Below are 13,341 nucleotides of genomic sequence, written 5' to 3'. Positions count from 1 at the left end.
GCGCCCCGGCTCAAGCGGCCGTGTTGGCCAACTTCTCGATCCGCTGGAGCGCGTCCTCGGCCAGGGAACGCACGTCGTAGCCATTGGCGGGACCGCATGTCGAGATCTCGATCGCGGCGTTGTGCGCGGCCACGAAAGCGCTGTCGCAAGCCCAGGTGTCGCCTTTGAACGACCACAGCAGGATCGCGGCGGAACCGGAATCGACTTGCGGCAGAAGCTCGAAGACATACTCGCGTTCGGCCATGCTGGTGACCCGAAAGGTCATGCCCTGACAGGCGTCGATGGTGTGCTTGGATTGTGCGAGCGCGTCTTTGGCGTCGAAATCGGCGCGGTAGACGCCGACCATCTCCTCGACGTACACGTCGAGAGCGCCGTTGATGGTCATCCAGTGCCCGCCGTCGTACGCCGCGGGATCGTGATCGACGATGAACGGCGGGTCCACCTCACGCGCCACACCCGCGCATTCGGCAGGGTCGACGGTCACGAACAGGTTGCCGTCGCCATTCGTCACGTCGGGGCTCAGCAGGTCGCCGACTTGTCCGGCGGTGATCGGGGCGACCGGCGGTTCGGGCGCCGGCTGCGGACTGTCCACCACGCGCGTGCAGGCAGTCACCGCGAACAGACAGAAAGTGACCGCAACGCAGCGCATATCAGAGCACTTTACGACGGCCTCGCGCTGGGGATTTCTAGCCGTCGCCGGGAGAGGGGGCCGAGGAGATCTCTTCCAGGCATCCCTCGGCCACGGCGTGCTTGATGCTGTCGGCCAGCCGGGGGCAGGCCTTGGCGCGCGCGGGGTCGCCGCCGGATTCCCGGATCTCGGTGAAGTACGCACACCGCCGCGATGCCTCGGTGTTCCACTGCACCGAGGTGTGAGCCGGTCCCAGCTTCTTGACGTCCACCGAGACATGGCAGAAGCGGCAGTCGACGGATACCAGGCCCGACCTCAGATACCGTTCGCGGTCCCGCTGGGTGGCCTCCCGCAGTGCCGCTGCGCGCTCACCACCGAAAGAGGGTGCCTTGGAGGTGATTTCGGGCCCCAACCCGCCGTGACCGTGACCGTGCTCGTCGTCGTCGTCATGCGCACCGTGCAGCAGCAGCATCGCCCGGGCCAGCCGGTCGACGTCGGCGGGGCCGACAATCTGGTCGACGTCGGGTGCCTTACGGTCTTCGGTCACGACTTCTGCTCGGCTCTTTCCTTCTCGTCCTTCTCTTCTGCCTGACGCTTGAGGTTCTCCTCGACCTCGACATGCCACTTCTCGTTGGCCGCCGTGGTGTCGACCTCGATCTCGAAGCGGTCGGTCATGTCCGGGGTGATGTCGGCGACGTCGACGTAGAACTGCTGATACCACCGGCGCATCTGGTACACCGCGCCGTCCTCCTCGACGAGCAGCGGGTTGTCGATGCGGGTCTTGTGCTTCCAGATCTCCACGTCCTGAAGGAAGCCCTTGCTGACACCCTCGGTGAACGTGTTGGCGAGCTTCTCCGTCATCTTCTCGTCGAGGCCCTTGGGCTTCTCGACGATGACGCCCCACTGCAACATGAACGAGTTCTGCGTGACGGGGTAGTGGCAGTTGATCAGGATCGACTCGGCTTTGTAGCCGCCGTAGTTGTTGTGCAGCCAGTTGATCATGAACGACGGGCCGAAATACGACGCCTCCGAGTCGAGGTGCGCTTCACCGTAGGTGGTGCCCATGTCGTTGATGTCGGGCCGGCCCACGTTGTGCAGATACTGCGACGCGATATGGCCTTCGAAGACGTTCTTGAAGAATGTCGGCAAGCCGTAGTGGATGTAGAAGAAGTGCGCCATGTCGGTGACGTTGTCGATGATCTCCCGGCAGTTGGCGTTCTCGATCAGGATCGAGTTCCACTTCCAGTCGGTCCACTCGTCGCTCTCGAACTCCGGAATGTCGGGGATCCGGACCTCGGGCTGGGGCGGGTTGCCCTCGTGGTCGTGCCAGACGAACAACAGCCCGCCGCGCACGTCGGTCTCCCAGGCACGGGTGCGGGCCAATCGCGGTGTCCGCTTGGCGTAGGGCACCAGCTTGCACTTGCCGTCGCCGCCCCAGCGCCAGTCGTGGAACGGGCAGGCGACCTCGTCGCCCTTGATCGTGCCCTGGGCGAGGTTCCCGCCCATGTGCCGGCAGTAGCCGTCGAGCACTTTCAGATCGCCGTGTGAATCGGCGAAGACCACCAGCATGGTGCCGAAGATCTCGATGCCGTGCGGCTTGCCGTCCAGGTAGTTCTCCACCGGGCCCAGGCAATGCCAACCCCGGGCGTACCGGTCGGGCAGGGCGCCGGTGTCGATCTCACGAATTCCCGCACTGTTGGTAGTCACGGTGGGCCTCCCGCTTCTGTGTCTCTAACTAGAACACGTTACAGTTTTTCCCGCTCTCCACGCAATCTATGCAGGTAATTCGCCTCCCCGTGAAGCGCTCATCGGGGGTCAACTAGGGGTATAACCAAACGATGCCGTTGTACTCGTTCGAGGGGCGCGCACCGACGATCGATCCGGACGCGTTCATCGCGCCGACGGCCACGCTGGTGGGTGACGTGCACGTGGAGGCGGGGGCGTCGGTGTGGTTCAACGCGGTCCTGCGGGCCGACTTCGCCCCGATCGTGATCCGCGAGGGCGCCAACGTGCAGGACTGCTGCGTGCTGCACGCCCCGCCCGGCATTCCGGTGGACGTCGGACCCGGCGCCACGGTCGCCCACGCGTGCGTCGTGCACGGTGCGCACATCGGCGCGGAGGCGGTGCTGGCCAACCACTGCACGGTGCTCGACGGCGCGGTCATCGGTGCGCGCACCCTGATCGCGGCGCATTCGCTCGTCGTCGGCGGCACGAAGATCCCCGACGAGGTGCTGGTGACCGGTGCGCCCGCGAAGGTGCGCGGCCCGATCGCGGGCACCGGCGCGGAGATGTGGGTGAACACCAATCCCGGCGCGTACCAGGAGTTGGCCCGCCGCTACTCGACGGGTCTGCAGCCCGTGGAGGAGTGACTACTGCGGTTCCGGCAGTCCGACGCGGAGGGCGACGTTCTGCATCTTGCCGATGTTGATCACGAATTCTTCGGTGGGGGCGTCCCCTTGAGCGCTCTGGAATTCCAGGCGTACCAGCGCCGGCCCCTGCGTGAACAGCACCAGCGTGACCGCCTTGCTGCGGTCGACGGACTCGCCGACGGCGATGGTGCCGTCGGTGCCGACCGGGACCGGCCGCGGTGTCGCGTCGACGGCCACCTGGTCGAGTTTGGGTATGGCCTCGCGCAGCGTTCTGGTTGCGGTTTCGGCGTCCGGGTAGATCACGACCGTGTTGGAGATGGCACGGGTGTCGTCCTGGTTGACGAACAGGGCGCTCGAACCGGGTAACCCTCCCGGCGCCGGGTTCGTCGACGCAACGGTGAAGGTGTCCTCGGCGTCGCTGAGATCGGACGCCTGCAGCAGGAGGCGGCTGTAATCGAAGGCCGCGTCCGGCTGGTCGGTGCCGGTGGTCGTGGTGGCAGGCGCCGGAGAGGCGGTAGGCGAGGTGGTCGGGCTTGCGGTGCCCGTGTTCGGGACGGGGCCGGTCGTGGCGTCACAGCCGACAGTGGCGGCGCAGATGGCAGCCGCCACCGCCGCGGCGGACATCGACTTCGTGATGGTGAGTCGGCCGCGTTCAATCAACGCATCCGGACGTCGCATTCGTGTCGAGAGCACGACAACGAACGTACTGAATTCGCCGTATGCGCTGGATGCAGGTCTGCGACCGAACCGGTTGGCGGTAGCCTGGCGCCCATGATGATCGGCGAGGTTGCCGAACTGTGGCGCTACCCGGTGAAGTCGCTGGGCGGCGAACGCGTCGACAGTGTCGATATCGGACCACGCGGAGTTCTCGGCGATCGGCTCTGGGCGGTTCGCGATCTGGAGCGCGACGTGACCGCCTCGGCGCGCCGCATCCCCGCGCTGCTGAACGCGACGGCACGGTACGCCGCTCCGCTGCCGCCGGATGCGGGTCCGGGCAAGGTGCCCGATGTGGTGATCACCTTTCCGGACGGAAGTGAACTGTCCAGCAGCGACGACGCGGTGAACGCGAAGCTGTCGGAGTTGGCCGGACGTGACATGCGGCTGACCGCACTGCCGCCGGCCGAGGACACCAGCCTGCACCGATTGAGCAAGCACGAACGAGACAACGCGTCGATCGCCTCGCTGCGCACCGATTTCGGGGTCGGTGACGGTGAAAGGTTGCCTGATGTCTCGATGTTCCGGATCGCGGACCTCGCCATGTTCGCCCGGTTCTCGACGCCGCCGGGGATGTTCGTCGACCTGGCGCCGGTCCACGTGCTGAGCGTCACGAGTCTGTCGACAGTCGGTGCAGAGGTCGACGGGGATCCGCTCGACGTGCGCCGGTTTCGGCCGAATGTGCTTCTCGCATTACGGGATCCGGACGACGGCCTACCCGAAGCGCAGTGGATCGGCGGCCATCTCACCGTCGGCGGTGCGGTGCTCGAGGTGACGATGCCGACCATCCGCTGCGTCGTCCCGAGCCGTGCGCAACCGGGCCTCGAGGTCGACCGCCGCATCACCAAGGCCGTCGCCGAACGGGCGCAGCGATGCCTGGGCAGCTACTGCTGGGTGGATACCGCGGGCGCCGCGCGCGTGGGTGACGCGGTCGAGCTCCGTGCCGCGGCAGCACCCAAACGCGCCCTCACCGACGCGGTCAGGCGAGCGAAGCGGTTCACCTTCAGCCTGGCCACCTCGGCTGCGGACCGCTTCGGCCGCTAGATCTTTCGCGCGCTCGCGGTGGCGCGGTCCAGCTCCCAGTATGCGCGCAGCGCGACGAGCTTGCCCTCGTCGTTGACGCGGTAGGTGAACACGCCCTCGGCGGTCACCTCGTAGCCGGCGGACCGGATCACGATCGAGCCGACGTTGGCTTCCTCGTTACCGCACTGGAACGTCTCGACGAAGTTGAACTGCAGTTCGCTGGGCGCGATCGCGGTGTCGTAGAACTTGGCGATCGCTTCCTTGCCGCGGTGGCCTTTGCCCTCCGGGTCGAAGTGTGACGGTCCGATCGGATCCTCGACGACCGCGTCGTCGGCGAAGTTGTCCAGCCAGGCCTGCTTGTCGTGGGCGATTGCCGCCTCGCGGGATCGCTTGCCCGCCAGGTGAACCGGCGCATCGGGATTGGTGACGCTCACTTCTGCCAACCCGAGTGGATGTAGGTCTCGGCAAAACGCTTCATCGAGTCGAGCTTGGGTTGCAGTGGGGCGTCGAAGCCCAGTCCCTCGAACACCCACGGCATCACGATGTTGTCGGTGACACCGGATTCGGCGAGTTCGCGGTGGCCGTCGACGCCGAACTTGTCGATGCAGACCGCCTGGAACTCGAATGGGTCGTCGGCGCGGCCGTATTCGGCGAGCAGCGCCTTCAGTTTGGCGATCGTCTCGGCCAACTGTTCGCCGGTCATCATCGCGCTGGTCCACCCGTCACCGACACGTGCCGCGCGCCTGAGCGCGACGTCGGTGTGGCCGCCGACGTAGAACGGAACCGGCTCGGTGGGCGCCGGGCTCATCTGCAGCTTGTCGAAGTCGTAGAACTCGCCGTGGAACTCGACCATGCCGCCGGCCAGCACGAGCTTGATCACCTCGATCATCTCGTCGACCCGCTTGCCGCGTTTGGCATAGGGCTGGCCACACCATTCGAACTCCTCCGGTGCCCAGCCGATTCCGACGCCGAAACCGAACCGGTTGTTGGTCAGGTTGGCCACCGAGCCGACCTGACGCGCCAGCAGCAGCGGGTTGCGCGAGCCCAACTTCATCACGTTGGTGTAGAAGCGCAGCGTCGACGTCACCGCACCCATCGCGCCGGCGGCGATCAGCGGGTCCACCCACGGGGTGTTCTCGTCCCACATCCGGGAGCCGTCCGGGGTGTACGGGTAGTCCGCCGACTGCTTCTCCATGTAGAAGATGGAGTCCGGCAACGCGATCGACGTGAAGCCGACTTCCTCAGCGGTCCTGGCGATGTCGATGAGTTGGTCGATCTGGCACATCGGCACCGCGCAGGTGTACTGCATTGTGGTCATCGGTGCTCGGGCTTGTCGCTGGCGACCACCCACATCGAGTAGTACTGCGAGCCGCCGCCGTACGCGTGGCCGAGCGCCTTGCGCGCGTTGGGCACCTGGTGTTCACCGGCCTTGCCCATCACCTGGATCGCCGCCTCGGCGAACCGGATCATGCCGGACGCCCCAATCGGATTGCTCGACAGCACGCCGCCGGACGGGTTGAGCGGGATGCGACCGCCGATCGCCGTCTCACCCGCCTCGGTCAGCTTCCAGCCCTCACCCTCGGGCGCGAATCCGAGGTTCTCCAGCCACATCGGCTCGAACCACGAGAACGGCACGTAGACCTCGGCGGCGTCGATCTCGTCGATGGGGCTCTTGATCCCGGCCGCCTTCCACAACGCCGCGGCGGCGTCGCGGCCGGCCTGCGGATTGACCTGGTCGCGACCCGCGTAGGCCAGCGGTTCGGTCCGCAGCGCGGTCGCATGGATCCACGCGACCGGATTGCCTTCCTGGACACGGCGATCCGCGATCTCTTCGTTGCCGATCACCAGAGCGCAGGCGCCGTCGGAGGACGGGCATGTCTCGTCGAACCGGATGGGGTCCCACAGCATTTGTGACGCCATCACCTTCTCCAGCGTGATGTCGGGCTGATGCAGGTGCGCCAACGGGTTCTTGGCGCCGTTGAGCCGGTCCTTGACCGCCACCATCGCACCGATGTGGTCGGGCGCCCCGGAACGGCGGATGTAGGCACGCACATGCGGGGCGAAGTAGCCGCCGGCGCCGGCGCCGACCGGCTTGGTGAACGGCACCGGAATGCTCAACGCCCACATGGCGTTCGACTCGGACTGCTTCTCCCATGCCATGGCCAGCACCCGCCGGTACTTACCGGACTGCACCAGGCTGGCGGCCACCACCGCGGTCGACCCGCCGACCGAACCGGCGGTGTGCACTCGGATCAACGGCTTGTTCGTCGCGCCCACGGCATCGGCCATGAACAGTTCGGGCATCATCACGCCCTCGAAGAAGTCGGGCGCCTTGCCGACCACCACCGCGTCGATGTCATCCATCGTCGCGCCGGAGTCGGCCAGCGCCTTGTCGATGGCCTCTCGTACCAGGCCGTTCATCGAGACGTCCTGACGCTTGGCGACGTACTTCGTCTGCCCGGTACCCAGGACCGCAGCGAGATTCTTCGACATCAGGCGTGTCCTTCCAGAACGGCCACCAGGTTCTGTTGCAGCGCAGGCCCGCTCGTCGCGTGCGCCAGGACCCGCTGCGCCGAACCGTTGAAGATGTGTTGTGCGGCGAACCCGATGCGCTCGAGGCCCGCCGAGAACATCGGGTTGGCGGACAACGCACCGCCCGAAGGGTTCACCTTCGTCGACGAGGGCAGCCCGATCGCCTCGGTGAGGATCAGTTGCTGGTGGGTGAACGGTGCGTGGATCTCGGCCACGTCGATGGATCCCGTGTCGCCGCCGGTGGCCGCCCGGGCGGACGCCGCCGTCGACGGCGACGTGGTCAGATCGCGGGCGCCCAGTATCGGTGTCTCGATGCGATGTTCGATCCCGGTGATCCACGCCGGGTTCTCACGCAGCTCACGCGCCCGGTCGCCGGCGGCGAGCACGATCGCCGAGGCTCCGTCGGTGATCGGCGCGATGTCGTGGCGGCGCAACGGATCTGCGAAGTACGGCCGCTCGAGGAGTTCGGAGATCGCCTTCGCCTCGTCTGAGGCAGTCGGAGCCTTCTCGCTGTCGGTGCGGCCGGCGGCCGTCATCGAGTCCAGTGCGACCTGAGCCATCTGCTCTGCGGTCCACTTGCCGGCGTCGAGTCCGAAGCGGGCCTGCAGACCCGCCATCGACACCGCGTCCGGCCACAGCGGGGCGACGCTGTAGGGATCGGTCTGCAGCGCCAGCACGCGGCGCAGCACACCCGCGCTGGACTTGCCGAAGCCGTACACCAGCGCGGTGTCCACCTCGCCGGTGAGGATCTTGATGTAGGCCTCGTAGAGCGCCCACGCCGCGTCCATCTCGACGTGCGACTCGTTGATCGGCGGCACCGCACCGATGGAGTCGATCGCGGAGATGAACGAGAACGCCCGGCCCGCAAGGTAATCCGAGGACCCCGAACACCAGAAGCCGATGTCGGTCTGCTTCAGGCCGAGCTCGTCGTAGAGCTGGTGGAAACACGGCATCAACATCTCGACGCCGTTGGTGGTCCCGTCGGTGCGGCGCACGTGCGGTGCGTGCGCGAACCCGACGACTGCTACATCTCTTGAATCGGTCACGTCCAGCCCTTTACAGGTGGTGCTTGTAGGAGTCGTAGTCGGCGTCGGGCTCACCCGTCGGCCGGAAGTGGTCGATGTTGTCGATACCCAGACCCCACTCTTCGCGGGGTTTCCAGACCGCTTCGACGCGCATGCCCATGCGGACCTCGCTCGCCTCGATCTCGGTCACCAGATGCAGGAAGGGGATGTCGGCGCCGTCTAGCAGAACGTAGGCAGCCACATAGGGCGGCTTGATGCGTTGTCCCGCAAAGGGGATGTTGATGACGGCGAACGTCGTGACGGTGCCCTTGTCCGGCAACTCGATGAACTCGTCGAGTTCCAGGCCCGTGGCCGGATCGGCCTCCTTGGGCGGGAAGTACACCTTGCCGGGCTTGCCGTCGCGGCCGCTCTTGGTTCGCGCCCCGAGCAGCTTGCCCTCCTCCAGTGCGCGCAGGAAGGTGCTCTCGGGCAGCGACGCGGTGTGCTGGATCTCGATCGACGACGGCGTCACCTGGACGGTGACCGGGTCGCGGTCGTCGGGCTGACCCTCCGGTTCGGCGTCCTCGCCGAGTGCGAAGTAGGCGATGTCGGTGATGGCCCCGACCGGCTCGTCCACCCAGTGCGCGTGCACCCGCGCGCCGGTGCTGATGGAGTCTGCGGAACCCGCGTCGACCGCGTGCAGCAGCGGTGTGTCCGCGCCGTCCAGCTTGATCAGCGCCCACGCGAACGGCCGGTCCAGAGGCTGACCCTCGAGGGGGGCCGGCTGCCACGTCCACGACACCACGGTGCCGACGGCGGCCACCGGTACGATTTCCGTCAATCGCTCGTAGGTCACGGGATCGAACTCGGCCGGCGGCACGTGCACCCGCCCATCCGAACCGCGCACTCCGACGATGCGTCGCTCGCGCAGGGCGGTGAAGAACTGGGACAGGAGTGGTCCGACTGAACGGGTGTAGTCGAATGAGAGCTTCAGCGGCGCTGAAAGCGGCGGCTCATGCGGATCGATCTGCACCGGGCTGCTTTGGCTGGTGGTCACGGCATCGAGTAGAACAGGTTCTAACAATGGTTTCAAGACACCGTTATGAGGTCTGCCGATGAAGCTCGGACTGCAGTTGGGGTATTGGGGCGCGCAACCGCCCGAGAATCACGCCGAACTGGTCGCCGCCGCCGAGCAGGCCGGCTTCGACACGGTGTTCACCGCCGAGGCCTGGGGCTCGGACGCCTACACGCCGCTGGCGTGGTGGGGCCGCGAGACCACGCGCATGCGGCTGGGCACGTCGGTGATCCAGTTGTCGGCGCGCACCCCGACCGCGTGCGCGATGGCGGCGCTGACACTCGACCATCTCTCCGGGGGTCGGCACATCCTCGGGCTCGGGGTGTCCGGACCGCAGGTCGTGGAGGGTTGGTACGGCCAGAAGTTCCCCAAGCCGCTCGCCCGCACCCGGGAGTACATCGACATCCTGCGTCAGGTGTGGGCGCGCGAGGCGCCGGTGCGCAGCGACGGCCCGCACTATCCGCTGCCGTTGACCGGCGAGGGCACCACGGGTCTGGGCAAGAACCTCAAACCGATCACCCATCCGCTGCGCGCCGACATCCCGGTGATGCTCGGCGCCGAAGGGCCCAAGAACGTCGCGCTGGCCGCCGAGATCTGCGACGGCTGGTTGCCGATCTTCTACTCGCCGCGCATCGCCGACATGTACAACGAGTGGCTCGACGAAGGCTTCGCCCGCCCGGGCGCGCGCCGCAGCCGCGCCGACTTCGAGATCTGCGCGACGGCTCAAGTGGTCGTCACCGACGACCGCGCCGAGATCATGGAGCTGATGAAGCCGCATCTGGCGCTGTACATGGGCGGCATGGGCGCCGAGGACACCAACTTCCACGCTGACGTCTACCGCCGGATGGGTTATGCGGAAGTCGTCGAGGACGTGACGAAGCTGTTTCGCTCGGACCGCAAAGACGAAGCCGCGAAGATCATTCCCGACGAGTTGGTCGACGATTCGGCGATCGTCGGCGACCTCGGTTATGTGCAGGAACAGATCAAGGCGTGGGAGGCCGCAGGCGTCACGATGATGGTCGTCGGGGCGCGTTCGCCCGAGCAGATCAGGGATCTCGCCGCGCTGGTCTGACCCCGGGCGGCGAGCCGCCCATCCAGCCTGGGTAGACACTTCCTTGCTAGTTGTCTACTCGGCGTTCTAGATTGACGCGATGACCCAGCACACCATCGCAGGCACGGTGCTCACCATGCCGGTGAAGATCCGCAAGGCGCACCAGCACATGGCGATGTTCTCCGTCGACGCCGAAGCCGCCCAGCGCATGATCGACTACAGCGGTCTGAAGGTCTGCCGGTTCCTGCCGGGCCGCGCGATCGCGGTGCTGATGCTGATGCGCTACGAGGACGGCGACCTCGGCCAGTACTACGAATACGGCACCAACGTGATGGTGAACCCGCCCGGGTCGGATGCGACGGGGCCGCGGGCCCTGCAGTCGGCCGGCGCGTTCATCCACCATCTACCGGTCGACCAGGCGTTCACGCTGGAGGCGGGGACCAAGATTTGGGGTTATCCGAAGGTGATGTCGGAGTTCACGATTCGTGACGGGCACACCTACTCGTTCGACGTCACCATCGACGGCCAGTTCGCGGTCGGCATGGATTTTCGTCGCGGTCTTCGGGTCCCTGCCACGTTCACCGCCAAGCCGCAGGCCCACCCCACCTACTCGTGTCGCGACGGTGTCGTGCGCCGCACCGTCGGCGAGATGAAGCTGAGCGATGTGCGGTATCGGCCGGGCGGGGCCAGGGTCCGGCTCGGCGAACATCCCTATGCGAAGGAGCTTGCGTCGCTAGGCTTTCCCAAACGTGCTTTGTTCTCCGGTTCGGCCGGGAACGTGGAGATGTCGTTCGCGGATGCAGAGGAGCTTGGATCGTGACCGTTACGGCACCGCAGACCAAACCCGACGTCGACCTGACCGACGGCGCCTTCTACGCCGGCGACTCGCGATCGGTCTACAAGTGGATGCGCGAGAACGAACCGGTATTCCGCGACCGCAACGGATTGGCCGCGGCCGCAACGTATGCCGCCGTCATCGAGGCGGAGCGCAACCCGGAGCTGTTCTCCAACGCCGGTGGCATCCGACCCGACCAGCCGGGCGTCGAGATGATGATCGAGATGGACGATCCGCAGCATCTGCTGCGGCGCAAGCTCGTCAACTCCGGCTTCACACGTAAGCGGGTCAAAGACCTCGAGGGCTCGATCGAGAACCTGTGCGACACGCTGATCGACAACGTGTGCGAGCGCGGTGAATGCGACTTCGTCTGGGACATCGCGGCGCCGCTGCCGATGGCCGTCATCGGCGACATGCTCGGGGTGCGTCCCGAGGAACGCGAGATGTTCCTGAAGTGGTCCGACGACCTGGTGGGTGCCCTCAGCAGCACCGCGGACCCGGAGGAATTCCAGGTCACCATGGACGCGTTCGCGGCCTACAGCGAGTACATGATGGGCATGATCGCGGTCCGCAAGGATGAGCCGACCGACGATCTGGTCAGCGTGCTGGTGCACGCCGAGGTCGAGGGCAGCAAGCTCGAAGACCATCAGATCGTCACCGAGGTGCTGCTGCTGTTGATCGGCGGCGACGAGACCACCCGGCACACCCTGTCCGGCGGCACCCGGCAGTTGCTGTTGCACCCCGATCAGCATCGGCGCCTCGCGTCCGATCTGTCGTTGCTGCCCAACGCGATCGAGGAGATGCTGCGCTGGACGGCACCGGTGAAGAACATGGCGCGGACGATCACCGCCGACACCGAATTCCACGGAACGGCCCTCAAAGAGGGCGAGAAGATGATCCTGCTGTTCGAGTCGGCCAACTTCGACGAGAAGGTGTTCGACGACCCCGAGTCTTTCGATATCGAGCGCTATCCGAACAACCACCTGGCGTTCGGCTTCGGCACGCATTTCTGCCTGGGCAACCAGCTGGCGCGGCTCGAGCTGTCGATCATGCAGACCAAACTGCTGCAGCGGCTGCCCGATCTGCGGTTGGCCTCCGGAGACGAGTTGCCGTTGCGGCCCGCCAATTTCGTGAGCGGTCTGGAGAAGATGCCGGTGGTGTTCACGCCGACGGCGAAGGTGCTCTAGTCCCGCCTGTGAAACGCGCGACGGAAATCGGACCGAAACCGTCGCAGGTTTCACAACCGAGCGAGGGCGCGGGGCGACGCCGCGGGCCTACTTCATCTGGAAGTTCGGGGCCCGCTTCTCCTTGAACGCCCGCGGGCCCTCCTTGGCGTCCTCGCTCAGGAACACCGGGATGCCGTTGGCGGTGTCGGGCTTGAACGCCTCGTTCTCGTGCATGCCCTCGGTCTCGCGGATGGTCTTCAGGATCGCCTGCACGGCCAGCGGTCCGTTGTTGTTGATCACCTCGGCGATCTCCAGCGCCTTGTCCAGCGCGGTCCCGTCGGGCACCACGTAGCCGATCAGCCCGTACTCCTTGGCCTCGGCGGCGGTGATGTGGCGTCCGGTCAAGAGCAGATCGCACGCGATGGTGTACGGGATCTGGCGCACGAGGCGAACCGCCGAGCCGCCCATCGGATACAGGCTCCACTTGGCCTCGGAGATACCGAACTTGGCGCTCTCGCCCGCGATGCGGATGTCGGTGCCCTGCAGGATCTCGGTACCGCCGGCGATGGCCGGCCCCTCGACGGCGGCGATCAGCGGTTTGGTCAGCCGGCGGCCCTTCAGCAGCGCGTCGATGCGCGACGGGTCGTAGCTGCCGTCCTTGAACGAGTCGCCGGGCGGTTTGGCCGTCGCCGCCTTGAGGTCCATCCCCGCACAGAAGTAGCCGCCGGCGCCGGTGAGGATGCAGGTGCGGATCTCGGGATCGTTGTCGACGCGGTCCCAGGCCTCGACCATGATCGAGAGCATCTCGGTCGAGAGCGCATTGCGCGCCTCGGGTCGGTTCAGCGTCAGGATCAACGTGTGTCCGCGCTGCTCAATGAGGGCGTCGGGGCCCTTCTGGGGATCACTCACGAGGGTTCGCCTTCCAGCGTCGATGCCACAGACTT

The 13,341-nt window shown here is 66.4% G+C and carries 15 protein-coding genes; 5 read left to right on the top strand and 10 right to left on the bottom strand.

Annotated elements, in window-relative coordinates; genetic code table 11:
- Positions 1 to 10: 10 nt before the first annotated feature.
- From AAHH99_RS01310 to AAHH99_RS01300, 3 genes are all read right to left on the bottom strand, one after another.
- Positions 11 to 613: a sensor domain-containing protein gene (locus tag AAHH99_RS01310; protein WP_418767056.1), complete on the bottom strand. Its 603-nt coding sequence runs from the start codon at positions 611 to 613 to the stop codon at positions 11 to 13.
- 73 nt (positions 614 to 686) lie between these two features.
- The gene (locus AAHH99_RS01305) at positions 687 to 1,100 is read right to left on the bottom strand and encodes a hypothetical protein (RefSeq protein ID WP_418767561.1); all 414 of its coding nucleotides are present in this window, start codon (positions 1,098 to 1,100) and stop codon (positions 687 to 689) included.
- A 71-nt stretch (positions 1,101 to 1,171) separates the two neighbouring features.
- Positions 1,172 to 2,335, bottom strand: a complete 1,164-nt coding sequence (locus AAHH99_RS01300; protein WP_418767055.1) for a Rieske 2Fe-2S domain-containing protein — start codon at positions 2,333 to 2,335, stop codon at positions 1,172 to 1,174.
- Between the two features lie 131 nt (positions 2,336 to 2,466).
- On the opposite strand from AAHH99_RS01300, the gene AAHH99_RS01295 reads away from it, so the two are divergent.
- Positions 2,467 to 2,997, top strand: a complete 531-nt coding sequence (locus AAHH99_RS01295; RefSeq protein WP_067393879.1) for a gamma carbonic anhydrase family protein — start codon at positions 2,467 to 2,469, stop codon at positions 2,995 to 2,997.
- On the opposite strand, the gene AAHH99_RS01290 is transcribed toward AAHH99_RS01295, so the two are convergent.
- The gene (locus AAHH99_RS01290) at positions 2,998 to 3,690 is read right to left on the bottom strand and encodes a hypothetical protein (RefSeq protein WP_418767054.1); all 693 of its coding nucleotides are present in this window, start codon (positions 3,688 to 3,690) and stop codon (positions 2,998 to 3,000) included.
- 78 nt (positions 3,691 to 3,768) lie between these two features.
- Between AAHH99_RS01290 and AAHH99_RS01285 the strand changes: the two genes are divergently transcribed.
- Positions 3,769 to 4,755, top strand: a complete 987-nt coding sequence (locus AAHH99_RS01285; RefSeq protein ID WP_418767053.1) for an MOSC domain-containing protein — start codon at positions 3,769 to 3,771, stop codon at positions 4,753 to 4,755.
- Here AAHH99_RS01285 and AAHH99_RS01280 read toward each other — a convergent pair.
- The 5 genes from AAHH99_RS01280 to AAHH99_RS01260 are packed head-to-tail and all read right to left on the bottom strand — an operon-like array spanning position 4,752 to position 9,327.
- Entirely contained in the window at positions 4,752 to 5,168 is a 417-nt protein-coding gene (locus AAHH99_RS01280; protein WP_064412737.1) for a nuclear transport factor 2 family protein, read from the bottom strand. The two genes, AAHH99_RS01285 and AAHH99_RS01280, sit on opposite strands and share 4 nt — an antisense overlap.
- The gene (locus AAHH99_RS01275; RefSeq protein WP_407937585.1) at positions 5,165 to 6,052 is read right to left on the bottom strand and encodes a TIGR03619 family F420-dependent LLM class oxidoreductase; all 888 of its coding nucleotides are present in this window, start codon (positions 6,050 to 6,052) and stop codon (positions 5,165 to 5,167) included. Before AAHH99_RS01275 ends, AAHH99_RS01280 begins: the two co-directional genes overlap by 4 nt.
- Positions 6,049 to 7,227: a thiolase domain-containing protein gene (locus tag AAHH99_RS01270; RefSeq protein ID WP_064412736.1), complete on the bottom strand. Its 1,179-nt coding sequence runs from the start codon at positions 7,225 to 7,227 to the stop codon at positions 6,049 to 6,051. Before AAHH99_RS01270 ends, AAHH99_RS01275 begins: the two co-directional genes overlap by 4 nt.
- Complete coding sequence (locus AAHH99_RS01265) at positions 7,227 to 8,312, bottom strand: thiolase domain-containing protein (RefSeq protein ID WP_067393878.1); 1,086 nt, start codon at positions 8,310 to 8,312, stop codon at positions 7,227 to 7,229. The genes AAHH99_RS01270 and AAHH99_RS01265 overlap by 1 nt, the downstream gene beginning before the upstream one ends.
- A gap of 10 nt (positions 8,313 to 8,322) precedes the next feature.
- Positions 8,323 to 9,327, bottom strand: a complete 1,005-nt coding sequence (locus AAHH99_RS01260; RefSeq protein WP_067393875.1) for a Zn-ribbon domain-containing OB-fold protein — start codon at positions 9,325 to 9,327, stop codon at positions 8,323 to 8,325.
- Positions 9,328 to 9,385: 58 nt separating this feature from the next.
- Between AAHH99_RS01260 and AAHH99_RS01255 the strand changes: the two genes are divergently transcribed.
- From AAHH99_RS01255 to AAHH99_RS01245, 3 genes are all read left to right on the top strand, one after another.
- Positions 9,386 to 10,417, top strand: a complete 1,032-nt coding sequence (locus AAHH99_RS01255; RefSeq protein WP_064412733.1) for an LLM class F420-dependent oxidoreductase — start codon at positions 9,386 to 9,388, stop codon at positions 10,415 to 10,417.
- A gap of 79 nt (positions 10,418 to 10,496) precedes the next feature.
- The gene (locus AAHH99_RS01250; protein ID WP_067393872.1) at positions 10,497 to 11,216 is read left to right on the top strand and encodes an acetoacetate decarboxylase family protein; all 720 of its coding nucleotides are present in this window, start codon (positions 10,497 to 10,499) and stop codon (positions 11,214 to 11,216) included.
- Entirely contained in the window at positions 11,213 to 12,418 is a 1,206-nt protein-coding gene (locus tag AAHH99_RS01245) for a cytochrome P450 (protein ID WP_418767052.1), read from the top strand. Before AAHH99_RS01250 ends, AAHH99_RS01245 begins: the two co-directional genes overlap by 4 nt.
- Positions 12,419 to 12,505: 87 nt before the next feature.
- Here AAHH99_RS01245 and AAHH99_RS01240 read toward each other — a convergent pair whose 3' ends face one another.
- Positions 12,506 to 13,306 (bottom strand): crotonase/enoyl-CoA hydratase family protein, encoded by an 801-nt coding sequence (locus AAHH99_RS01240; RefSeq protein ID WP_067393867.1) that lies wholly within the window; start codon positions 13,304 to 13,306, stop codon positions 12,506 to 12,508.
- Positions 13,307 to 13,341 lie beyond the last annotated feature (35 nt).

It is taken from the genome of Mycobacterium neumannii (assembly GCF_048452905.1).
Lineage (GTDB): Bacteria > Actinomycetota > Actinomycetes > Mycobacteriales > Mycobacteriaceae > Mycobacterium > Mycobacterium neumannii_B.
Note: the sequence above shows the minus strand (reverse complement) of the source record. Positions and strands in the feature narration are given on the sequence as shown.